Origin of the sequence: Psychrobacter sp. T6-5 (assembly GCF_052258485.2) — a bacterium.
Classification (GTDB): Bacteria; Pseudomonadota; Gammaproteobacteria; order Pseudomonadales; family Moraxellaceae; genus Psychrobacter.
In genome coordinates this window covers 1302587-1325737 of the sequence record NZ_JBQQEY020000001.1, presented here as the reverse complement: position 1 = coordinate 1325737, position 23151 = coordinate 1302587, and the positions used below count along the sequence as shown (strand labels likewise).

Genomic DNA, 23151 nt, shown 5'->3' with positions numbered 1-23151 from the left:
AAAGACGTGTGATTGATGCCAACCTCCATTTTGACCTTATCGTTATCATTGATAGTGCTTGCGCTAAGCCTTAGCGCTTGCCAGCAGACAGACACAGATACTGTCAATAGCGACACAGACAATTGGTCATGCCAGACAAAAGACTCGCCATTTACATATAGCGTTTGCCGTGTGGATGCAAGTGAATTAACAAACGATCGTTATTCACTCCAGCTGTTTTGGCAAGCCTCTAATGACCGACCACTACTGACCTTTGATACGTTGCTATCTACTTTACCAAAGACTGAAACTTTAAATTTTGCCATGAATGCAGGAATGTACAACGAAAACTATGCACCGATTGGCTATACCGTCATCAAAGGCAAAGAAGTCAAATCGCTCAATCTAAAAGAAGGTGGTGGCAATTTTCATTTATTACCCAATGGCGTTATGTGGTGGGACAAAGCTGGTCACGTGCAAATCACCGAAAGTCATGCCTTAGATGAGCAGATAACTACTGGCAACGCAAAGCCTTGGTATGCGACGCAATCTGGTCCTATGCTGGTCATCAATGACGAGATACATCCGCAGTTCAATCCTGATAGCACTTCCATCAAACTGCGTAACGGTGCAGGTATTTGCCGAGATGGCAACATACAATTCGTCAATACAGATGAGCCTGTGACGTTTTATCAGTTTGCTACTCTATTCAAAGACGAACTAGGTTGTTCAAATGCACTGTTTTTGGATGGCGGCATTGCCTCAGCACTGTATGCACCTACTATCGATAAACAAGACAAAAAAGAGATGGGCGTTATGATTGGACTGGTTGAAAATAAAAACTAGTATCCCTCTTTACCATAGCATTTGTCACCAATATGCCTCCTCAAAATTGGCACTACTTAACATAAAAAAGCACTTAAAACGCTAATATCGTCTTAAGTGCTTTTTTCATATTACTCGTTAAAAGGTAGACTAATATTATCGCGCCATGTACTGGGTCATCTCCTCAACACCGTGTAGCGTCATCGGATACATCTTATTTTCGAATAGCTTTTTGATCTCAACGATGGTTTGCGTGTATTGCCAATAGCTTGGTGTTTCAGGATTGAGCCACGCCACTTTGTCAAAATGTTCCAGTACACGCTTTAGCCATACAATACCGGCTTCATTGTTCATATACTCGACGCTACCGCCCACGGTCATCAGCTCATACGGGGACATCGATGCGTCACCGACGAAGATGACACGATACTCGCGACCATATTTATTGAGCAGCTCAAACGTTGGCATCGGTGCGCTATGTCGACGATTATTATCCTTCCACACATAGTCATACAAGCAGTTATGAAAATAGAAAAACTCTAATGTTTTAAACTCGTTCTTTGCCGCAGAGAACAGTTTCTCAAGTGCTTCGACATGGATATCCATACTACCGCCCACATCAAATAGCATCAATACCTTGACTCGGTTGCGGCGTTCAGCTTGCATATGTATATCAAGCACACCCTTTTTGGCGGTGCGTTTAATCGTTTCATGAATATCAAGCTCATCCGCGCTGCCTGTGCGCGCAAACTGACGTAGATTGCGTAGTGCCATTTGGATTTGGCGTGTACCCAGTTGATTATCATCATCAAGATTACGATATTTACGCTGTTCCCAGACTTTTGCTGCGCTACGTTTACGCGATTCACCGCCGACGCGTACTCCTTCTGGATGGTCGCCATAAGCACCAAATGGCGAGGTGCCGCCCGTCCCTACCCATTTACTACCACCTTGGTGACGCTCTTTTTGCTCTTTTAACCGCTCCTCTAACGCTTTCATCAGCTCCTCAAGTGAGCCGTATTTTTTTAGCAGACGTCTTTGCTCTTCGGTTAAATTCTTTGGGTCGAGCTTTAGATCGAGCCATTCTTTAGGCACATCCGTTAGCTTAGCCAACAACGCATCCATATCAAGGCTATCAACCCCTTCAAAATAATCTGCCATTGCCCGATCGAATTTGTCAAAATGGCGCTCATCTTTAACCATGCACAGCCGAATCAGCCGATACATATCCTCACGGCTCGCAAAAGTCGCCAGTGCTGGATCTTCAGGATACGGCTGCATCATCAAACCCTTGTCTAACGCAGCATTAAGATCGAGTAGCTCACGCGTACTGACTGGCACGCCGTAAGTCCGCAAGGTATAGAATAATTTTATGAACATAAGAGACGCACCACTGATTGACGTAAAACGGAAAAAGCACTGAACACCTAGATACGCTTAACGACGCATCATGTTGGCAAAACGCTGCAATAAATTCACATCCGCTTCGTTTTTCAGCAATGCACCATATAATGGTGGGATAGATTTTTCACCGCGTAAGTTTTCTTCTAGCTCATCCTGCGCCATGTCATCAGCGAGCAATAACGTCAACCAATCGACCAGCTCAGACGTGGATGGTGGCTTTTTGAGGCCTTGAATGTTGCGCAGTTTGTAAAAAACATCCAACGCGTCGTTGACCAGTTTTTCTTGAATATCGGGGAAATGCACCTCTATGATTTGGCGCATGATTTGCTCTTCTGGAAAGTCGATGTAATGAAAGAAGCAACGACGCAAAAACGCATCTGGCAGCTCTTTTTCATTGTTTGAAGTAATAATAACCACTGGACGCTGCGCCGCTGTTATAGTCTCGCCCGTCTCATAAACATAAAAAGACATCTTATCAAGCTCATGTAGCAAGTCATTTGGGAACTCGATATCGGCTTTATCAATCTCATCAATCAGTAGTACGCTGCGCTCAGTGCTAGTGAAGGCATCCCACAGCTTGCCTGGTTTGATGTAGTTACCAATCTCATAAACCTTGTCATCACCCAACTGCGAGTCACGCAGGCGCGATACCGCATCATACTCATATAGCCCCTGTTCGGCTTTAGTCGTCGACTTGATGTGCCACGTAATCAGTGGCATCCCTAGACTCTCAGCAACTTCTTCTGCAAGCAATGTCTTACCCGTACCAGGTTCACCCTTGATAAGAAGCGGCTTTTGTAATGTCATGGCCGCATTCACTGCCAGTTGTAAGTCGTCTGTTGCGATATAATTTTGGGTGCCGGTAAAGGTTTGCTTGCTCATAATCAGGTCTCGTTTGTTGTTACAGATAAATTGTTATGAATAAATAGGACTAAAAGTTTGATAATGAATAAAAGATAAATTAGATTAGCACAGCCTGACGTATTGCCAAAATACTCATGCGTTCGCCTTTATGAACCATGGTTATATACCTCTAACTACTCATATGACTGGTAAACACTCTGACATAAAAAAAGACACGCACTGGTGTCTTTTCATTCAGGTATGCAGTCATTTTTTAAGACAATAACTTTATATTAATGCTTAGTCTACTTTCATCATTTATCGGACATATCGCTATTAGCTTTCTTATTTAATGTACTGTCTTTTTCTAGATTTACGTTAGTATCGGACTGTTCGGTGACAGTAGCACCTTCTGCCAAATAACTGCCGGTCGTCAGTTGCATCGTCGCCTGCGTATCCTCTGCCGTACGACTTCGGGCTTTATCCAAGCTCGACGCAAATGCGCCGCGTATCAGCTGCCACATAAAACCGATAAACAAACCGATGACCAGTACCACCAATATTGGCAACATATTGGCAATCGCGCCTGCGAAGTCTTTCATCATAATAGCGTAGACGACGCTGATACTGGCTGGTGCAATTTCACTAGAATCACCAAGCGCTGTGCCTGGCGCCAATAACACTGCAAACAGTATCATCCAACTCATACCACCTAATGGTTTGGGCAATATGCGAGCGACTAGCAACCATAACACCAACACCAAAATGGAACCGCCAAGATAAGCGTACATTGGCAAATCGGCGGGCGGTACGTTTTTTACCATTTGACCCCACCAAATGGCAATCTCACCGAGAATGTCACTGATAGATTCTAATGGTAAGCTATGTAAGATGTTTTTTAACCAGTCCATGCGTGTTTCATTACCTGCGTTTGTCACCGGTGACACGTTGTGTGTCTAACAGTGTATGGTGCGTTCTGTCGTACCAAAATAAAATCAAATACATAATCGATGCACACATCATGTGCGTTTCTATCTGTATTTTTTTATGTAGATGTCATGGGATGTCAGTTTATCACGACTTTCTACCCAAATGCATGTGCCCAAATGTGTCATGATTGTTTTATCCATAGCATTGTAGAGACAATTCTCTCAATCACCTTGCCACAACCGTCTTGCCAATACGCATACCCATCGTCAATGTTATCTAGTCGTAAAATGTATCTAGTCGTAGATATTGTCTTGCGCTTCACGAGCGCGCAGCTCTGCTTGGCGGCGCATGACATCTTGTGGTGGCATCTGCACAAAATAGCCTTGGGACTCTAGCTTTGCCAGTACTTCTTCTTTATCAACACGCGCCAGAGTGGGCGTCGTCGCCAAATCAAGATGCATGACAAACTTGCTACGACCTAAACCTGCACGGAAATCCTTTGGCAGTACGCCAAGCCAATCTTTGATCTCATCGGTATCATCAGGATAATCGGGACGCGCAATATACACATACATGTCATCGTGCTTGGGAAATTTATAGATATCGCAATGCATAAAAACCACCTATCAGTAACTATGGGCGTAGGTTAGCATATTTCAGGCAAATACCAGTAGTCGCTTTGCGTTTTGCTATCGTAATTTTTGCTGTTCTATGCTGTTTTGAGCAGTCTAAAAACTGCTGGGAGACATGAAAAATCTCTTCTTACTACTCGCCTCTCTTGAATAAACTATCGTAGTAAAACATCATTTTTGCCAAATTTATTTACTTTAATAGCGTTGATGACTTGTAAAAGCGCTTTGAACCTTTCATAATAAAAGCGTTTTTCAGGAGAGAGTCTGTCGGCACAGATTTTGTATCAAACCGCATTGGTGATACAAACTGCCATATGACCACCGAAGGCGCATCCACCCTGCCAATCGCTCAGGTAAAAGGACTGAAAAACGTATGTCATTATTGTTTACGTTGATGCCATCAATTATGCATCGCGAACAAACATAAGGCATAACAAATCTGGAGAGTGGTAAGAACGGACGACGTCTTACCCACCGAAGGGGAGAAAATACGCTACCATCAACCGCAGTTTTTAAATAACTGCCCAAAAATGATGGTTCGTGTTGAAAATCTCAGGTCACAGGACAGATAGGGCTTTAGCTTAAACCGACGTTCAGCGTCTGTTTGGCCTATGTCTTTATCTTTGATTTCTGTGTCACCCTTTGATGTAATATTTGCACTTCGCAATATTGCTTCTCGCTACTTTTACGTTGCACATCACTCCTTACTCTGCCGAGTACGACTGATGTACACATAAGGATTTGTTATGACTGATACCCATTCTCAAGATTCTAGCAGCAACCAAGCCCCAAAGCGCACCCCTTTTTACCAGTCTCATATTGATAGTGAGGGCAAACTGGTCGATTTTTCGGGTTGGGAATTGCCAATTCATTACGGTTCACAAATCGAAGAGCACGAAGCAGTACGTACAGATGCAGGTATGTTTGATGTCTCACATATGGTTGTCACAGATATCAAAGGCGCAGATACCAAAGCATGGCTACAAAGACTGCTCGCAAACGATGTCAACAAACTCACTACCGCTGGTAAAGCGCTGTACTCTGGCATGCTCAATGAGCAAGGCGGCGTCATTGATGATTTGATCGTCTACCTCATGAATGCAGAGGAGACTGAGTACCGTATCGTCTCTAACGCGGCCACTCGTGACAAGGATTTGGCACAATTTAATAAAGTCGCCGAAGGTTTCAATATTGAGATTACCGAGCGACCTGAGCTTGCTATGCTCGCCGTTCAAGGTCCAAATGCTATTGCAAAGCTGGCTCAAGCCAAACCAAACTGGGCAGATACCTTAGCAAGGCTAAAACCTTTCGTTGGTGCTGACTTGACCGATATCGAAGGAACCGATTGGTTTGTGGCTCGTACTGGCTATACTGGTGAAGATGGCGTCGAAGTCATTATGCATGCCGATGATGCTTCTGCTTTCTTTGAGCAGCTAAAAGCAAATGGCATCAAACCTGCTGGTCTTGGCGCACGTGATACCTTGCGTATGGAAGCAGGCATGAACCTCTATGGCCATGACATGGACGAGACCATCAGCCCTTACGAGTGCAACATGGGCTGGACGCTTGCACTAAAAGACGACCGTGCCTTTGTCGGCCGTGAAGCCTTAGTCAGCAAACGTAAGCAGTCAAAAGAAGACAACACTGCTATGAAGCAAGTGGGTCTACTATTGACCACGCGTGGCGTATTGCGTGAAGGCATGACGGTGACTATCAATCAAGGCACTGACAATGAGCAAACTGGCATTATCACCAGCGGTACATTCTCCCCTAGCCTAAAAAACTCCATCGCGATTGCTCGCGTGCCTGCCAGCTTATCAGAAGATGATAACGTACAGGTCGATTTACGCGGCAAAGGTAAGTTCGTTGATGTACGCGTATTGAAGCTGCCTTTTGTCCGTAATGGCAAGCAGCAGTTTGACTCTTAGGTCTTATAAATCTTATTATTAGAGCGCGTTGTCGTTTTAGACATAATTATAAAAACGACGACGCGCCCAGCCTCCATTATTTTTGTTAATTAACCTCTATCACTTAGGAGAGAGACCATGAGCAACATCCCAGCAGAGCTAAAATATATTGCGAGTCACGAGTGGCTACGCTTAGAAGACGACGGTACGATCACTGTTGGTATCACTGACCATGCTCAAGATCTATTGGGTGATGTGGTGTTCGTTGAACTACCAGATGTAGGCGATATCATCGCTGTTGATGACGAAGTTTCAGTCGTTGAATCAGTAAAAGCCGCTTCTGACGTTTATGCCCCTATTTCAGGTGAAGTTATCGCTATCAATGAAGCACTAGAAGATGATCCTGAAATCATCAACTCTGACCCATATGGCGAAGGTTGGTTCTTCAGAATGAAGCCTGACAACATCGCTGACTACGAAGCACTAATGACTGCTGACGAGTACGAAAGCGACTTATAAGCTAAGCATACTCTCGCAAGACATTAGCACTTGCAAGACTTTAGCTTATACAAAGCACTAGCCCCGACTAAACGTCATAGATACTGGCAACAGCTGGTATCTATACTCTCTATTTAAACGATTTGAAAACTTTTCTCATTAAAAGTATTGGCTCATTAACCATGCTTGTTATTTGAAAGTAGCTTTATATGTAGATCTCCAACAATCATTATCGTCCGATGTTATTGCTACCAAGCGTTATCTCATTGACTCGTATTGATCACCTATTCGAATCCCAATGAATACGTGCTATCAATAACGACTCAAACTGATAACCCAATTCTCAGCATGGATCCTAATATGAATGCCAACACCGATAATAAAGACCCCATTGCCACACCAAACCATACGCCGCAGCTACAAGCATTTCGCGATATCGTAGAATCACGCCGTTCCGTGCGCCGTTTTACTGACACACCTATCCCTGACGATGTATTGGCAGACTGTCTGCGTTTGGCCATGCTAGCGCCAAACTCTAGTAACCTACAGCCGTGGGAATTTTATGTTATCGACGATGCTGACAATCGCAAACGTGCCGTCAAAAACTGCATGAATCAAAACGCAGCAAAAACATCAGCTCGTCTGATTGCCATCGTTGCTCGTACGGACATTTGGCACGATCACGCTCAGCAAGTATTGCGCGAATACCCTGATCAGCCAGTGCCAAAGAAAGTGAAAGACTACTACAACAAAGTCGTCACGATGGACTTCTTGCGCGGCCCAGCCAACGTGGTTTCGGCTGCAAAATGGGGCGCAACGCAAGTGGCCAGACGCGTAAAAGGCCCAATTAAATCGCCTTACTATACGTTTGAAGATACCAAAAACTGGGCAACCAATAACACTGCACTTGCCGCCGAAAACCTCATGCTAGCATTACGTGCTCATGGGTTTGATAGCTGTCCTATGGGCGGCTTTGATGAGCCTGCCATGAAAGCGTTGCTCAATCTTAGCGACGACCATCATATCGTTATGATGCTTGGCGCAGGCGAGCGCGCTGACAATGGCGTTTACAACACCCAGTTCCGCTTTGATCAAAAACAGTTTGTGCATTACGTATAACGTACCGCTCACATTATTCCCTTAATTGCTATTTTGTTTATTACTCCCTTAACCAAGGATTGTCATGACTATCTCTCAAAACCCATCGTTTGATACCTTTCAAGGATTGTTCAACGAAGCTGAATTTGTCTATCGCCACTTAGGTTCGAACGAAACCAAGCAAGCTGACCTACTCAGCGCTGTTGGTTATAAAGATATGCAAAGCTTTATCAATGACACTGTGCCTGAGCCAGTACGTCTGCACAAAGAGCTGGATTTGCCAGTGGCGATGAGTGAGCATGCGGCACTTGCCAAACTACGCACGATGGCAGATGACATCACTGTTAACAAAAGCTATATCGGTCAAGGCTACTCTCCGGTTCGTATGCCTGCCGTCATTCAGCGCAACGTCCTTGAAAATCCAGGCTGGTATACCGCTTATACGCCTTACCAAGCAGAAATCGCTCAAGGTCGTCTAGAAGCATTGCTGAACTTCCAACAAGTATGTATTGATCTAACAGGTCTTGAGCTGGCTGGTGCGTCATTGCTTGATGAAGCAACAGCAGCTGCAGAAGCGATGGCGATGTCAAAGCGTGTGAGCAAAAGTAAATCAATCCAGTATTTCGTCGATGAGCGTGTCTATCCACAAACGCTAGATGTCATCAATACTCGCGCCAAATACTTTGGTTGGGAAGTCGTCGTTGGTGATTTTGAAACGGCTAAATCTGGCGACTACTTCGGTGCTCTATTCCAGTATGTCGGTGCTGAAGGTGACGTTAAAGACTTAACAGACGTCATCAGTGCAGTAAAAGAAAACAAAACCTATGTCAGCGTCGTCAGTGACATCATGAGCTTGGTGTTATTAAAATCACCAGCTGATATGGGTGCCGACGTAGCGCTAGGTAGTACTCAGCGTTTTGGTATTCCAATGGGCTTTGGTGGTCCACATGCCGCTTATTTTGCGTTCTCTGATAAAGCCAAGCGTTCAGCGCCTGGTCGTATCATTGGCGTATCAAAAGACGCACAAGGCAATACAGCTCTGCGTATGGCTCTACAAACGCGTGAGCAGCATATCCGCCGCGAAAAAGCCAACTCAAACATCTGTACCTCGCAAGTATTGCTCGCCAATCTCGCTGGTATGTACGCGGTATATCATGGTCCAGGCGGTGTAAAACGCATCGCGACTCGTATTCATGCGTTTGCGACTGCGTTTGCTGATGCCATCACAGCAGCGAATGACAACAGCTTGAGCGTGGTACATGATCAATTCTTCGATACAGTCGTGGTTGATTGTGGTTCAGAAAAACTGGCTACGCAAATCTTTAAAAATGCAGACAACGTCGGCTACAACTTATGGCGTCTAAGCGACACCAAATTGAGCGTTGCCTTTAGTGAAACCAGCGATCAGCAAGACTTCAACACGTTGACTCAGTTGTTCGTCAACAAGTCACACGATCTACCTGAAACCGCTCGCGTCTCACTTGACAGCGCACACCTACGTACGGATGACATCTTGACTCATCCAGTATTCAACTCGCATCATACCGAGCATGAAATGCTACGCTACCTAAAGTCGCTTGAAGACAAAGATCTAGCGATGAACCGTAGCATGATTTCACTGGGTAGCTGTACCATGAAGCTTAACGCCACCAGTGAAATGCTACCAATTACTTGGCCTGAGTTTGCCAACGTGCATCCTTTTGCACCACGTGACCAAGTCACTGGCTATATTGCGATGATTGATAGCTTGCAAGATCAATTAAAAGCCATCACTGGTTTTGATGATGTCTCTATGCAGCCAAACTCTGGCGCCTCTGGTGAGTATGCTGGTCTGCTCGCGATTCGCCGTTATCATGAGTCATTGGGCGAGACCAATCGTGATGTGTGCTTGATTCCTCAGTCAGCGCACGGTACCAACCCTGCTACCGCCATGATGATGGGTATGAAAGTCGTCGTGGTCAAAACTGATGAAAACGGCAACGTTGATATCGATGATTTAACCGCCAAGTGTGAAGAGCATAGCGAGCGTTTGGGCGCTTTAATGATCACGTACCCATCGACTCATGGCGTGTTTGAAGAAGGCATCCGTCATATCTGTGATTTGACCCATAAGCATGGTGGTCAGGTCTATATGGACGGCGCCAATATGAATGCTCAGGTAGGCATGATGCAGCCTGCAGACGTTGGGGCTGATGTACTTCATATGAACTTGCACAAAACCTTCTGTATCCCGCATGGCGGTGGCGGTCCAGGTATGGGCCCTATCGGTATGAAGGCGCATTTGGCACCCTTCATGGCCAACCATACGCTAAGCCCTGTGCATAATGCACAAAAAGACTGCTCAGCGGTATCGGCTGCGCCTTATGGTTCAGCAAGCATCTTGCCAATCTCATGGATGTACATTGCTATGATGGGCCGTGATGGTCTACTAAAAGCGACCGAGCTTGCCTTGCTAAACGCCAACTACGTAGCAGCTGAGCTAAAAGGTCACTACCCTGTCCTATATGCAGGCAAAAACGGCCGCGTGGCTCACGAATGTATCATCGATATTCGTCCGTTAAAAGAAGAGACTGGCATCACTGAAAGCGATATCGCTAAGCGCTTGATGGACTATGGTTTCCACTCACCAACGATGAGCTTCCCAGTTGCAGGCACGCTGATGATTGAGCCCACAGAGTCTGAGTCAAAAGAAGAGTTAGATCGCTTTATCAGTGCGCTGAAATCTATCAAAGCTGAAGCGATGAAAGCCAAAGCGGGTGAAGACAACTGGACGCTAGAAGACAATCCATTGGTCAATGCACCTCATACGGCTGCTATGATTACTGGTGAAGAATGGACGCATCCATACAGCCGTGAGACTGCTGCGTTCCCACTGCCTTACATCCGTGCAAACAAGTTCTGGCCAAGTGTCGCGCGCGTCGATGATGCTTATGGTGACAAGAACCTTATGTGCTCATGTCCAAGTATCGAAAACTATATGTAATTATCACTTTCGATAACTGCTCGTTTATTTTATAAAAAACCGCCAAATCAGTCGCTGATTTGGCGGTTTTGTTTTATACGTGCATTGTTAAATTTTTACACTATTAATGAGACTTAACCGCCCAACCAACCTTTATTCAAACCACAGTCTATCCAGTTGAGCTTTATATTTTCACCTGTCAGGATTCCTTTAGGATAAGTAAATGCTCCGCCACCAAGATAAAGCTCATCGCCAATCTTATAAGGCTTTCCTTCAAATAGTAGTACTTCCCCAGCAGCATCCCACGAAAAAGACGTATCCGCTAATACTAGCAGAAGACTATTATCTTTTGTCGGCACCTCGTCACTATCCCTAGTCAAAGCAAGGCAGTTATTAAATTTTGTCAAATACCCAGCTGTCATCGCTACAAATCGACCATCAGTTTTATCTGGAGACCAAGTCGCAATTTGCAGAGGTGTCCTAGCTGGCATAAGTTCGCTTGCTACTATCATTTCTGGCGTATCTACTTGAACAATTGGTGGTCTATCTACTCTATTTGTAGCACAACCTGACAGCGAAAAAATAGCTGACATTGAAATTAAAAAACTCAGATAATTTGACAACCCTTACCCCTAAAGCGCTAATATAAGATGTCTGTCTATCCGCTCGTTTTGATAAACAAGCGTCGATAAAAAACCTTATAATGTTACTCATTTGGATATTATTATGCAACAAAAAGACATGGAACAAAAAGCGCCTAAACGAAAAAACCTTGTGATTTTGATACATGGCTTGCATCAAACGACTTGGATGATGCGTCCATTAGCGAAGCGTCTACAAGCGCAAGGCTTTGCCACCCATCAATACAGCTATCGCAGCATGCGCGACAGTATCAAAACCAACAGCCAGCGACTACATGAGTGGCTGAGCGCCAACCATAACCCCGATCAGCCAATAGATTTGGTCGGTCATAGCTTGGGTGGATTGATTATTCGTGATTTTTTGGCCAATTATCCCAAATGGCAAATTGGGCGCTGCGTTACGCTGGGTACGCCGCATGTGGGGAGTGTTTGCGCCGATTATGTGTGGCGCCTGAGTCCTTTGATTGTAGGACGTTCTTATATCGATGCCCTCGATGGTACAGCAACGTCCTGTCCTGAACATATCCATCTAGGCGTGATTGCAGGCGATAAACCGCGCGGCTTGGGACAACCTTTTTTGCAATATCATAATCGCAAACTGAATAAAGAAGGCGAATCAGCAGTGGCAGAAAACTGTGCTCATGATGGCACTGTCTACGTCAGCGAAACACGACTAGAATGCGCCAACGACCATATCGTCCTTCCCGTTACCCATACAGGCATGCTGGTCAATAAAGAAGTGGCTCGGCAAGTGATTTACTTTTTAGAAAACGGTGAGTTTGAACACTAGGGCATATTTTTTAATACGTAAAATACCCTAGATGACAGCGAATAATTGAATAGATATGACTGAGCAAAAGTATAAGCAAGATTGTCAAAACGGCCATTTATCGATAGAGAAAAAATTGATACTGCCGTTGATTGATTTAAAAAAATTGGTTTAAAAAACAAGCAATGTGAAATTAGGCATCAATTTTTTGAGTTGGCTGTACCTTCTATCTAATACCCATCCCTTGCTGCAATTCAGTTTTATGCTTGCTGATCACTGGAATCAACGTCTGGACGACCCAGTCATTGCGCCAGCCTTTTAACCCTTGCGGTAATTCGCTGAGATCTTTATCAAGAGCAATGACTTCATATAGCTGTCCTAGCCATTTTTTGCGCATTAAAACGCTGCTAGGCACGCCAATAGCCTTAGCGTGATCATCAATCGATTGCTGCACTGCTTTTGACAAGATTTTGTTTTTTGAGCGATATGGCGGCACTAGACAAGCTGGATGCTCAGCAGGTGATAGGCTTTTGGCTTCTCTTATTATCTTAAGCAGCTCTTCACCGTATAAGCGCAGCATGCTACGGTGCATCGTCGTTTTGTGCGAAAGCTCACGCATGCTGTTTGGTTTTTCAGTGACGATCTCGCGTACCGCTTGCTTTTTGATAATAAACGTACGCGGCTGGTTGGTCGCACGTGCCAGCTCTTCTCGCCACGTCGCAATCCCTTTGAGTATCGCCATTTGCTGCGAGTTATAACGATAATCAGCCATTGTCAGATACATCGCTTCATCTTCAACGTGCTGCAAGTCATACAAATCACTGGCATAGAGCTGACAGTCAGCCCAGACATAATCATATAACCCTTGCACCTTAAGCGCATGCTCGATACTAAGATACAGCGCTGGCAAATAACGCACATCATCGATGGCATACTGCTCCTGCTCATCTGTCAATGGGCGCTGTAGCCAATCAGACTGACTGTGCTCTTTATCGATATGCATATCTAGCTGATCTGCCAATGCCTGCTGATAGCCCATTTGTAATTGACCGGTTAAATAAGACAACGCAATTTGCGTATCAAAGATATTGGTCAATGGCGGACAACCAGATAGCAGATAAAAAATGCCTAAATCTTCGCCGCAAGCATGCCAGATGGCCACATCGACTTTGCGTAGTGCGTCCCACAGCTCAGATAATTGCAACTCAGGCGCATCTAGTAAATATACGTGATTACCCGTATTTAACTGTACGAGTGCCAGACGGGGATAATAGGTGTCGCGCTTGATAAACTCAGTATCCAGTGCGACGCGGCCACAAGTTGCCAAGGCATTGATAACCTCAGCCAATTGGTGCTGCTCACGCACCCAAGTAACATCGACGGCATCAGCGATATCCAGCAGTGCATCGATATCAATTGCATCAACATCCAGTGCATCGTCATTTGATTCCGAAGGTGTAGCCACTGATGTCATCTCAGTATCAGCTGCTTTTTGTGATGAGTTATCAGTAATCTCGGAAGGATTTGATTTGACTGAAGCGTTTAAAACGTTGTTGGACACGGGCAGATACCTGCATAAATAGGAGAAAATAAAACGCGATACTGCGTCTTAATAAAATTAGAAAAGAGAACAATAATAAAGCAATTATAACAATTTCATAGAATGAAAGGGGCAAGACTTTGATGCAAGCAAAACCTTATAAAAAAGAGCGGTTTTGCATGGCTTGACCCAGCGTCATACTATCTAGATACTCAAGCTCGCCGCCCATCGGTACCCCTTGTGCCAAACGTGTAACTTTATTGACATGACGACTGACCGCCTCGCTAATAAAATGTGCGGTGGTCTGACCCTCAACCGTCGTACCTGTCGCCAGTATAATCTCTTCAACAGGCTCTTGTTTGACCCGCCATACCAGCTGATCAATATTTAAGTCATCTGCACTGATCCCATCAATCGGAGATAAATGTCCACCAAGCACAAAATAGCGACCACGATACCCTGCCGTTTGCTCGATAGCCATCACATCTGCCGCTGTCTCGACCACACACAGCAACCCATCATCACGCCTAGGGTCTTGGCATAGTGGACACACCGCTTCATCACTAAAGCTATGACAGCGCTGACATTCAACGATATCGCGCATCGCTTCATCTAGTGCTTGGGCGAGTGCCATGCCCTGCGGACGTTTTTTACTAAGCAAATGTAGCGCCATTCGTTGGGCACTTTTTTGACCCACGCCTGGCAATATACGCAGCTGTTTGACCAGCTGATCAAATTTGGCTGTAAGCAAAGTAGCTTCCTTTAGTTGACTGAATTTAACTTAATTTAAAAAACCGTAGCTATAAAAATGGGGTCGTATCGTGTCGATAACAACCCCATTTTTGTGTTCAGTCTAAAGTATTTAATGCTTAGAACATGCCTTGCATGCCTGGTGGCAGACCCATGCCTGAGGTCGCGCCAGCCATGGTTTCTTCGTATAGCTCATCCGCTTGACGCACCGCATCATTGATAGCGGCAGCGATAAGATCTTCGATCATATCTGGCTCATCTTCTAGCAGACTTGGATCGATGGTCAAACGCTTGACCACATGGCGACCAGTCATGGTGACTTTAACCAGACCACTGCCCGCTTCTGCTTGCACTTCTTTGTTCGCAAGCTCTTTCTTGGCGTTTTCAACGTTTGCTTCTACTTTCTTTTGCATCGTTTGTGCTTGTTGCATCAATGCTTGAATGTTCATAGCTGCCTCTTTGTCTTATAATAATAAATGGGATAATTTAAAGTTTAAAATAAAATACTGACGGCATTATACCGCTATCTTTACAAACTGTCTAAACCACGCGCCAAATCTTTAATAATATCTTCGACATCTTCCAAACCGACTGATAGACGAATCAGACCATCTTTAACGCCAGCTTCGGCACGAGCCTCAGGGGTGAGACGGAAATGTGTGGTCGTCGCAGGATGAGTAATCGTGGTTTTAGCATCGCCCAAATTATTGGTGATAGAGACCATTTGAGTCGAGTCAATCACATGCCAAGCCGCTTCTTTCGTATTACGGCTATCAGATGCCTTGACTTCAAAGCCCATGATAGCACCGTAACCGTCTTTCATATGATGCTGACGTGTGGCCAGATCGTGTGCAGGATGGTCACTTAGGCCGGAGAAATGTACGGTACTGACGTTAGGGTGATTGACCAAAAATTCTGCGACTTGATTGGCGTTGTTACAATGCGCTTGCATTCGGAGTTTCAGCGTTTCAAGCCCTTTAGTAAACACCCATGCATTAAACGGGCTCATGCTGATACCGCCTGAGCGCACTACTGTAAACGCTTCTTGCATTAGCTTGTCACTACCAACCAACGCCCCGCCAAGTACACGACCCTGACCATCCAAATATTTGGTGGCAGAATGAATCACCACGTCGGCACCCAAATCAAGAGGACGCTGCAATGCTGGCGTGGCAAAACAGTTATCGACGACCAGTAATATGTCATTAGCTTTGCACAGCTCGCTCAAATAACCGATATCGCAAATCTGCGCCAATGGATTACTTGGGCTTTCGCAATAGATCACTTTGGTGTTTGGTTGAACGGCATTAGCCCATGCCTCATTGTCAAAGCAATCAACATAGCTGACTTCAACGCCAAACTTGGCCATATAGTTGTTAAACAGACCGATAGACGAGCCGAACAGTTGATTGGCAGCGAGCAGATGGTCGCCTGCTTTTAGGTATGCCAAGCACATGGTCAAAATCGCACCCATGCCTGATGCAGTTGCAACCGCACGCTCGCCATTTTCTAGCGCGGCGAGACGACGCTCAAAAGTACGGACGCTTGGGTTGGTATGACGAGAGTAAACGTTTCCTGTCTTTGTACCGTCAAAATGAGCAGCGGCATCAGCGGCTGACTGATAAACATAAGAGCTGGTGGTAAAGATCGGCTCTGAATGCTCGCCCTCGTCGGTACGATGTTGACCTGCCCGCACAGCAATCGTCTGCATACCGTAACCTAGTCCTAAATCTAAGGCATCGTTACGCCAGTTTGGATCTAACCCATCGTTTGAGTTTTTTTGGTTCAAATTATTCTCATCTTTCGTTTGCGACTGACTCATAAACGTTCCGTTGCTTTGTTTTGGTTGGTATAAAAGGACTGCTTATTTTTTTGATTATCAAGCAAATTCATCAGCGTTATCATAACATGCCGACTTATTCCACACATCTGCTTTCAGATAACATCTAATTATTAGTTTTGCCTATTAAAATAACTGGATGTTCAATATGACAGCCATTATGCAGATTTAACCGACAATGAATCACGATAAAATCAATCGTCAAACCTAACAAAAATAACGTATTTATAATAGGCAGATATGCTAACAGCTGCTAAGCTTAGCGACGATTTGAATTTTGGCGTTAGTGATATTTTTATAGACCGTCCAATCAATGCTATCATCCTTAAAAATAAATGAACAATTTCAGCAAATTACTTATCCATGCATTTTATTTATCAGTATATTTAGGCTCATTAAGGTAAATTCGTTATGTCGATGTTCAGTATAGAACCAAGCAGCTTATCGTTGAGTCTGACACTTGGGCTGACTTTAGGCCTGAGCGCTTGCCAAAGCCTACCCAAACAGCCGCATCTACCTGAGAGCCAAGCGCTATCAGCGCGAGTCAATGCTCTATACCAACAAGAAGACAGCCCAAAGATTGAGCAAAATACAGCGACTACAACCAACAATACTGATCTAGTGGCCGCTGTTAGTGCGCAAAATGAAATTCACCCTGATTTGTCAGGCTATCATCCGATCGTCACTGGGGCAAATGCGTTTGCCGCCCGTAGTATCTTAACGGGTATGGCCACGCGCAATATCGATGCGCAGTATTATATTTGGCACAATGATCAGGCTGGTCAACTGCTATTAAAAGACTTGTGGGAAGCCGCTGAGCGCGGTGTGATCGTGCGTTTGTTGTTGGATGATTTTAATAACAGTGCAAAGTTTGATCAGCATTTGCTACGTTTTGCGAGCCACCCTAATATCGCGGTGCGTATCATCAATCCGTTGATGCATCGTAAGTTTTCAACATTGAACTACGTCACTGGTTTACCGCGTATCAATCGCCGTATGCACAATAAAAGCATGACGTTTGATAAACAGATTACCATTATCGGTGGACGTAATATCGGTAATGAGTACCTGAGTAACGATCAAAGCAGCCAGTTTGCGGATTTGGATGTTTTACTGATTGGTAAAGTCGTCGCAGACATTGATAATAGCTTTGCCAGTTATTGGTCATCGCCGCTGTCGTTTGACATCGAAACTTTAGCCAAATTTGACGATGATGTCACGCCTGATTTCTTAAAGGCCTTGGACAAGCTGGGTATAGATGAAGAAAATAACGAAGGCAGTAGCTTGACGGTCTATAAAGCTGCCATCAAAGACTCGACGATAGACACTGATCTGATCAACAAGCGTGTGCCGTTTCGTTGGACAGATATGCAGTTTTTGAGTGACGATGTTGGTAAGCTGTCCAAAAGCGTCTCATCTGAGACCAACTTGGTGCATCAACTGCGTACGTTACTCGGTAGCCCAACCAAAAAACTGACCATCATCTCGTCTTATTTTGTCCCGACCAAAGATGGGGTTGATACCTTGGTGAAGCTAGCCGAATCTGGCGTTGACATCAAAATATTGACCAACTCATTTGATGCGACTGACGTGACCGCTGTTCATTCTGGTTATAGTCAATGGCGCCCTAGCCTGCTTCGTTCAGGCGTCAAAATATATGAGCTAAAATCAACGGCAGCTGAAGAAAAACGTGACAATAAACTCTGGCGAGCGCGTAGTCAGTCATCAACGAGCTTACATGCAAAAACGTTTGCGGTAGACGATTATCAAGTGTTTATCGGCTCCTACAACGTTGACCCTCGCTCTGCCAATATCAATACTGAAATGGGTGTCATCATCAATGATGATGAGTTGGCAAGACAGCTGCACGGGGCGCTGAGTGATGATTTGTTAAACCAAGCCTATGAAGTTAAGCTGCTAGACAACGGTAGCTTGGAGTGGCATACCATGGAAGATGGTAAAGAAGTTGTTTATGACTCAGAGCCACGCGTTGACATGAGTGACCATGTTTGGCTGACCATCATGTCATGGTTACCCATTGACTGGCTGCTATAACATGTGAAATGTCCTACACATCAACGCTTAAACATTCAGGATAAAAAGTCTAATTTCTGTTAGATCAACGTCCTGTCATCGAAGTCTTTCGTATAAATCTCTAAGTTTATTTTTTCGGCAAATCATTATCTCTATGCATTGATTTGCCGGTTTTTATTGTGCACGGTTATCTAAACGATGATCGTCTTAATGACCACTTTACTCCGTGGATGCGTGATCTATTATGCCGACTCGTTCTAAATATGCCTTGATGTCTGCTAAAGACAAAAACGTCGTAATGTTTATCAGCTTTATCAGCGCTGTAATCTTTTTTGATTTTTTGATTTATTTGTACATTGCAGACATTGTCTCAGCTGCCATTTTCCCCGCTAATAGTGACCCTACGGTTGCTAAGCTGCAAGGAATGGGGTTGTTTGTTATCGGTTATTTAGCACGGCCAATCGGAGGCATTCTCTTTGGGCGTTATGGCGATATAAAAGGTCGAAAACCCGTCCTACTGATTGCGATAGTTGTCACTGCACTCAGTCTGCTGGCAATGGCATTCTTGCCCACTTATGCACAGTGGGGCGCGCTTGCTCCTGCTTTGTTTATTCTCTTAAGAATAATACAGGGTATGGCGTACGGCCTCTATGTTCCTTTATCTTGGGTATTTGTGGCAGAGCATGTTCCTCGTCAGTATCTGTCAGTAGCCTGTAGCTATGTGACTGCCAGCTTTTTAGTAGGTGTGCTGTTTTCTAACGCGTTTTTTATGTGGCTTTCTAGCATTATGACGACGGATCAATTGACCGACTACGGCTGGCGTTTGCCATTTCTGGTTGCTGCTGTATTGAGCTTTTTGCCGTTATTAGTGTGGCGACTCGTTGGAGAAACCCCCTTTTTTCTGGCATTGGACAAGCCCAAAATTGGTACTGACGTACGCAAACCGCTCACTATACTATTCAAACACTGCAAGCACTCCATATTTGTCGGTATGGTACTGACATTAATCATCTCTAGTATCACCTCCGTTATTATTCTGATGTTGCCTGATTTAATAGCAATAAACTTTGCTTTAGATACTGACTTGTTTAATTTTTCTCATAGTCTGGGCATCATCTTTATGATTTTTGGTTGTATATTCTATGGCCTTATTTCTAATCATGACAATTTTGGCAAAATTCTAGTGACTGGTTCTATTTTACTTATCGCTCAAATGCTGGCTTTCTTTTACCATTTGCAAGCAGGTGGCGACTATATTTTAATCATGTATGCGATTTTGGGCTTCTGTGCAGGCATTGTCGGTATGGTACCTGGCATTCTCATCGAGTTGTTTCCGACCAACGTCCGTCTCACAGGCGTTGCTTTTTGCAATAATGTCACGCAGGTTATTACTGGTGTGTTGATACCTTTTGGACTTGGTTATGCGACGACACTCATCAGTTTCTCGCCAGCGTTATACATTGCATTTATTGGCTTTATCGGTATCATTATGGGGCTATACTTTTACAATCTGCCTGAAATCAAAAAAATTGATCATGTGATCTTGTAATCAACTGATCAATATCTACATAGAGATTAACAATTAAGGTGCAATGGGTCGTCTCGTCCATTGCACCTTATCCATTTATTTCAGACACAAATATTAAGGCTTAACAATCATGGTTGATATGACCAACAAACGCCTCTCAGTTGCGCCAATGATCGATTGGACAACGACAGATTACCGTTACTTTGCGCGACTATTTAACCCGCACACGTACCTGTATACCGAAATGATTAGCACCGGTGCATTGATACACGGTAACCGCGCACGGCACCTACGCTTTGACACACTCGAGCATCCACTGGTGTTGCAGCTTGGCGGGGCAGATATCAGTGAGATGACACAATGCGCCGAATTTGCTCAGCAATACGGCTATGATGAAGTCAATATCAATGTTGGTTGTCCTTCTGATCGCGTACAACACAACAAGATAGGTGCCTGTCTAATGGCAGAGCCTCAGACTGTTGCTGACTTGGTCAAGCACATGCAAGCTGCAGTCGATATCCCCGTAACGGTCAAACACCGTATCGGTATCGATGACTTTGACAGTTACGAGTTTATGGTAGATTTTGTACAGACAGTCGCAGCGGCTGGCTGTACGCGTTTCATCGTTCATGCACGTACCGCGTGGCTACAAGGGCTGAGTCCCAAGCAAAACCGCGAGATACCACCGCTACGCTACGAGGATGTCTATCGTCTCAAACAAGATTTTCCTGAACTCGATATCGAGATCAATGGTGGTATCGATACCATTGAAGACATCAAAATGCACCTGCAACATATCGATGGCGTGATGATTGGTCGGGCGTTTTATCAGAACCCGTATCTATTAGCAGAAGCCAATAGCTTATGGAACGAGGCAGCACCCGACGCGATACCTAAGCGCTCAGAGATTTTAGAGCAGCTCTACCCTTATCTACAAGAACAAATCGCAAAAGGTGAAGCACTACCCACGATGACACGGCATTATCTAGGATTGTTTCAAGGGTTGATGGGTGCACGCAAATGGCGGCAAGCACTAAGTGGCAAACCTCAGCTAACGCTCGATGACATTAAACGAGCAGCCGATGAAGTGTTATCGTTAAATCCTGACGCATAGCTAAATGTTGGTATAACTGGCTTGATAGAATTCACATGCTAGCTATTGTCGTGGTTAGCATTTTATCTACGCCGCTTGCGCAAGATACTGCCACATCGCTACGCCATTATTAACAATATGCAGTACGATTGGCAGTAATAGCGACCTTGACTTGATACGTGCATAACAAAATATTAATGCCAAAACGACAATGGTACTGATTTCATAAATGCCATACTGTACATGGATAATGGCGAATATCAAACTGGTCACGATACTCGCAACTATTGCACCGCGGTGCGCTGGATACAACGGCTCCTTGAACTGCTCTGCAATAGCTGACCATAATATGCCACGAAAGACCACTTCTTCGTAAATGGGTGCAACCACGACCATTGCAAAGACCAGCAGCCACACTGAACTAACAGATTGGTACAACGGATCTACAAATACCAGCGGCGTCATATCCAGCATATAGGTCAGCGCCTGACTGACTATCATAAATATCAACAGCAATCCTAGCATGCCCATACCCACCGAAAATGAAAACGGCTTTAATGCTAGATACTGCCGCCATTCACCGCCTCTTATACGAATAATGAGAATACTGGTTGTCATCAGCAGCACGCAGCCTATGAGTATTGATAAGCTCACGACTGTTCCATCGTTACTGCCAAAAAAGAAAATATCCCCCATCGAGGCATTTTTAGTCGCAGGTAATACCAGCTTGCCAGCGATATAGACGCCTACCAACTGACTGATAAAAAACGCAATCACCATCCCTACCGTCAGCATAAATGTACCAACGCGTGAAAATAACGGCGGACGCTCAAGCGATGTTGTGATATCCGGTGAAGCTGTCACGTTTTTTGGCATATATATGTCACTTAAAAAATACGCTGTCAGCTTGTATTAGACACAAGCTTGCATAACGATACGTTGCTTTTATTTTGATAGTTGCTGCTTAATCAGTTCGAGTACCTGCTGCGCTACAGACTCTGGGTGCTCAAGTGGGAACATATGGCCACCCTCATGAGTCTCATAAGGAATACCCAAGCGCGACTTTATCTGTTGGGGAAACCGACGTTTTAAAAAGATACTATCTTGACCGATAATCAAGGTAACAGGCACTTTAGGGCCGCGATTCGGTGCCAACCAATACCAAGAAGGGTTGGTACGGAACACTTCTACTTCATTAGCTTTAGGAATAGCTAATGTGACCTTACCATCCGCGCGCTCATGCAAGCCATGATCGATATATCCTTGGAAGCTGCGCTCATCAAAGTTTTTAAAAAACCCTTTATGCCGCATTTTTTCATACGCGTCTGCTCGACTCTCCCACACATCACGGCGATGCTTAGAGATACCCGCTGGCGACAATTTATCCATCAAGCGTTTACTCGTAAGAGGTAATTTATCTACTGTCTTTGCCAAATGCCATAACAAGCTAACTTTGCCATAAATCCAAGGCGGATCCATAAGCACTGCTTGAGAAAACAGCTTGGGCTCACGGTACGCTGCTTGCAAGGTACACATGGCGCCAAGTGAGTGACCCACGCCCACCACCTGAGTGACGCCGTGCTTTTCGCAGGCAGTTTTTACGCTATCGATCACCTGCTGTGTCAGACTGCGCCAATGATTATCTACTGGATAATCAGGCGTGTCACCCAACATGGTAATATATTCAATCGTAAAAAATGCTGATAATCCTGCAAAAAATGGCTCATAGACAGCACTTGGCATCCCATTGGCATGGGCAAAATGTAGTACAGGCTTTTTTGTTATCTTGGAGACAGGTAGCGCAGCAAAGGTCTGCAAATTGATTTCATCACTCATAACAGGCTCTCGTGGGATGGTTTATATATTATTTTTAATAAT

At 44.7% G+C, this 23151-nt stretch carries 20 protein-coding genes and 2 riboswitches; of the genes, 9 read left to right on the top strand and 11 right to left on the bottom strand.

From position 1 onward, the window contains the following. Positions 1-15: 15 nt before the first annotated feature. Positions 16-825 (top strand): phosphodiester glycosidase family protein, encoded by an 810-nt coding sequence (locus tag ACTXGK_RS20400; RefSeq protein ID WP_443516687.1) that lies wholly within the window; start codon positions 16-18, stop codon positions 823-825. 135 nt (positions 826-960) lie between these two features. Here ACTXGK_RS20400 and ACTXGK_RS20395 read toward each other — a convergent pair whose 3' ends face one another. The 4 genes from ACTXGK_RS20395 to ACTXGK_RS20380 all read right to left on the bottom strand — a co-directional run bounded on the left by ACTXGK_RS20395 (position 961) and on the right by ACTXGK_RS20380 (position 4595). Continuing rightward, entirely contained in the window at positions 961-2184 is a 1224-nt protein-coding gene (locus ACTXGK_RS20395; protein ID WP_443516685.1) for a vWA domain-containing protein, read from the bottom strand. A gap of 57 nt (positions 2185-2241) precedes the next feature. Continuing rightward, positions 2242-3090, bottom strand: a complete 849-nt coding sequence (locus tag ACTXGK_RS20390; RefSeq protein ID WP_443516683.1) for an AAA family ATPase — start codon at positions 3088-3090, stop codon at positions 2242-2244. A 275-nt stretch (positions 3091-3365) separates the two neighbouring features. Then, positions 3366-3962 (bottom strand): hypothetical protein, encoded by a 597-nt coding sequence (locus tag ACTXGK_RS20385; protein WP_443516682.1) that lies wholly within the window; start codon positions 3960-3962, stop codon positions 3366-3368. A gap of 312 nt (positions 3963-4274) precedes the next feature. Next, positions 4275-4595 (bottom strand): YcgL domain-containing protein, encoded by a 321-nt coding sequence (locus tag ACTXGK_RS20380; protein WP_201598249.1) that lies wholly within the window; start codon positions 4593-4595, stop codon positions 4275-4277. Between the two features lie 261 nt (positions 4596-4856). Further along, positions 4857-4988, top strand: a riboswitch (glycine riboswitch). A gap of 54 nt (positions 4989-5042) precedes the next feature. Continuing rightward, positions 5043-5191: riboswitch (glycine riboswitch) on the top strand. Positions 5192-5359: 168 nt separating this feature from the next. Between ACTXGK_RS20380 and gcvT the strand changes: the two genes are divergently transcribed. The 4 genes from gcvT to gcvP all read left to right on the top strand — a co-directional run bounded on the left by gcvT (position 5360) and on the right by gcvP (position 11099). Continuing rightward, positions 5360-6541 carry a glycine cleavage system aminomethyltransferase GcvT gene (gene gcvT / locus ACTXGK_RS20375; RefSeq protein ID WP_443516680.1) on the top strand — a complete coding sequence of 394 codons (1182 nt, stop codon included), beginning with the start codon at positions 5360-5362 and terminating at the stop codon, positions 6539-6541. A gap of 117 nt (positions 6542-6658) precedes the next feature. Next, on the top strand, positions 6659-7039 hold the full coding sequence (gcvH, locus tag ACTXGK_RS20370) for a glycine cleavage system protein GcvH (RefSeq protein WP_201598259.1): 381 nt from the start codon (positions 6659-6661) through the stop codon (positions 7037-7039). 339 nt (positions 7040-7378) lie between these two features. Then, a complete protein-coding gene (locus ACTXGK_RS20365; protein WP_443516679.1) occupies positions 7379-8137 on the top strand; it encodes a nitroreductase family protein in 759 nt (252 codons plus the stop codon). Between the two features lie 64 nt (positions 8138-8201). Then, on the top strand, positions 8202-11099 hold the full coding sequence (gcvP, locus tag ACTXGK_RS20360) for an aminomethyl-transferring glycine dehydrogenase (protein ID WP_443516678.1): 2898 nt from the start codon (positions 8202-8204) through the stop codon (positions 11097-11099). A gap of 113 nt (positions 11100-11212) precedes the next feature. On the opposite strand, the gene ACTXGK_RS20355 is transcribed toward gcvP, so the two are convergent. Then, positions 11213-11701: a hypothetical protein gene (locus ACTXGK_RS20355; protein ID WP_443516676.1), complete on the bottom strand. Its 489-nt coding sequence runs from the start codon at positions 11699-11701 to the stop codon at positions 11213-11215. A gap of 103 nt (positions 11702-11804) precedes the next feature. On the opposite strand from ACTXGK_RS20355, the gene ACTXGK_RS20350 reads away from it, so the two are divergent. Then, the gene (locus ACTXGK_RS20350) at positions 11805-12509 is read left to right on the top strand and encodes a lipase family alpha/beta hydrolase (RefSeq protein WP_443516674.1); all 705 of its coding nucleotides are present in this window, start codon (positions 11805-11807) and stop codon (positions 12507-12509) included. A gap of 205 nt (positions 12510-12714) precedes the next feature. Here ACTXGK_RS20350 and ACTXGK_RS20345 read toward each other — a convergent pair whose 3' ends face one another. The 4 genes from ACTXGK_RS20345 to ACTXGK_RS20330 all read right to left on the bottom strand — a co-directional run bounded on the left by ACTXGK_RS20345 (position 12715) and on the right by ACTXGK_RS20330 (position 16600). Beyond that, positions 12715-14049: a ribonuclease D gene (locus ACTXGK_RS20345; protein ID WP_443516672.1), complete on the bottom strand. Its 1335-nt coding sequence runs from the start codon at positions 14047-14049 to the stop codon at positions 12715-12717. A gap of 136 nt (positions 14050-14185) precedes the next feature. Continuing rightward, positions 14186-14779, bottom strand: a complete 594-nt coding sequence (recR, locus tag ACTXGK_RS20340) for a recombination mediator RecR (protein ID WP_186474225.1) — start codon at positions 14777-14779, stop codon at positions 14186-14188. 118 nt (positions 14780-14897) lie between these two features. Beyond that, the gene (locus ACTXGK_RS20335) at positions 14898-15227 is read right to left on the bottom strand and encodes a YbaB/EbfC family nucleoid-associated protein (protein WP_025651278.1); all 330 of its coding nucleotides are present in this window, start codon (positions 15225-15227) and stop codon (positions 14898-14900) included. 80 nt (positions 15228-15307) lie between these two features. Beyond that, positions 15308-16600, bottom strand: a complete 1293-nt coding sequence (locus tag ACTXGK_RS20330) for an O-succinylhomoserine sulfhydrylase (RefSeq protein WP_443516670.1) — start codon at positions 16598-16600, stop codon at positions 15308-15310. A gap of 429 nt (positions 16601-17029) precedes the next feature. Between ACTXGK_RS20330 and ACTXGK_RS20325 the strand changes: the two genes are divergently transcribed. The 3 genes from ACTXGK_RS20325 (at position 17030) to dusA (ending at position 21294) form a co-directional block, all read left to right on the top strand. Further along, positions 17030-18673 carry a phospholipase D family protein gene (locus tag ACTXGK_RS20325; RefSeq protein ID WP_371532462.1) on the top strand — a complete coding sequence of 548 codons (1644 nt, stop codon included), beginning with the start codon at positions 17030-17032 and terminating at the stop codon, positions 18671-18673. A 223-nt stretch (positions 18674-18896) separates the two neighbouring features. Next, a complete protein-coding gene (locus ACTXGK_RS20320; protein WP_443516668.1) occupies positions 18897-20201 on the top strand; it encodes an MFS transporter in 1305 nt (434 codons plus the stop codon). A gap of 109 nt (positions 20202-20310) precedes the next feature. Continuing rightward, positions 20311-21294, top strand: coding sequence for a tRNA dihydrouridine(20/20a) synthase DusA (gene dusA / locus ACTXGK_RS20315; protein WP_443516666.1), 984 nt, complete (start codon positions 20311-20313; stop codon positions 21292-21294). Between the two features lie 66 nt (positions 21295-21360). Here the strand turns inward: dusA and ACTXGK_RS20310 are convergent, their stop codons facing one another. Continuing rightward, the gene (locus ACTXGK_RS20310; RefSeq protein WP_443516664.1) at positions 21361-22149 is read right to left on the bottom strand and encodes a CPBP family intramembrane glutamic endopeptidase; all 789 of its coding nucleotides are present in this window, start codon (positions 22147-22149) and stop codon (positions 21361-21363) included. A 69-nt stretch (positions 22150-22218) separates the two neighbouring features. Next, positions 22219-23109: an alpha/beta fold hydrolase gene (locus ACTXGK_RS20305; RefSeq protein ID WP_443516662.1), complete on the bottom strand. Its 891-nt coding sequence runs from the start codon at positions 23107-23109 to the stop codon at positions 22219-22221. Between the last annotated feature and the right edge of the window lie 42 nt (positions 23110-23151).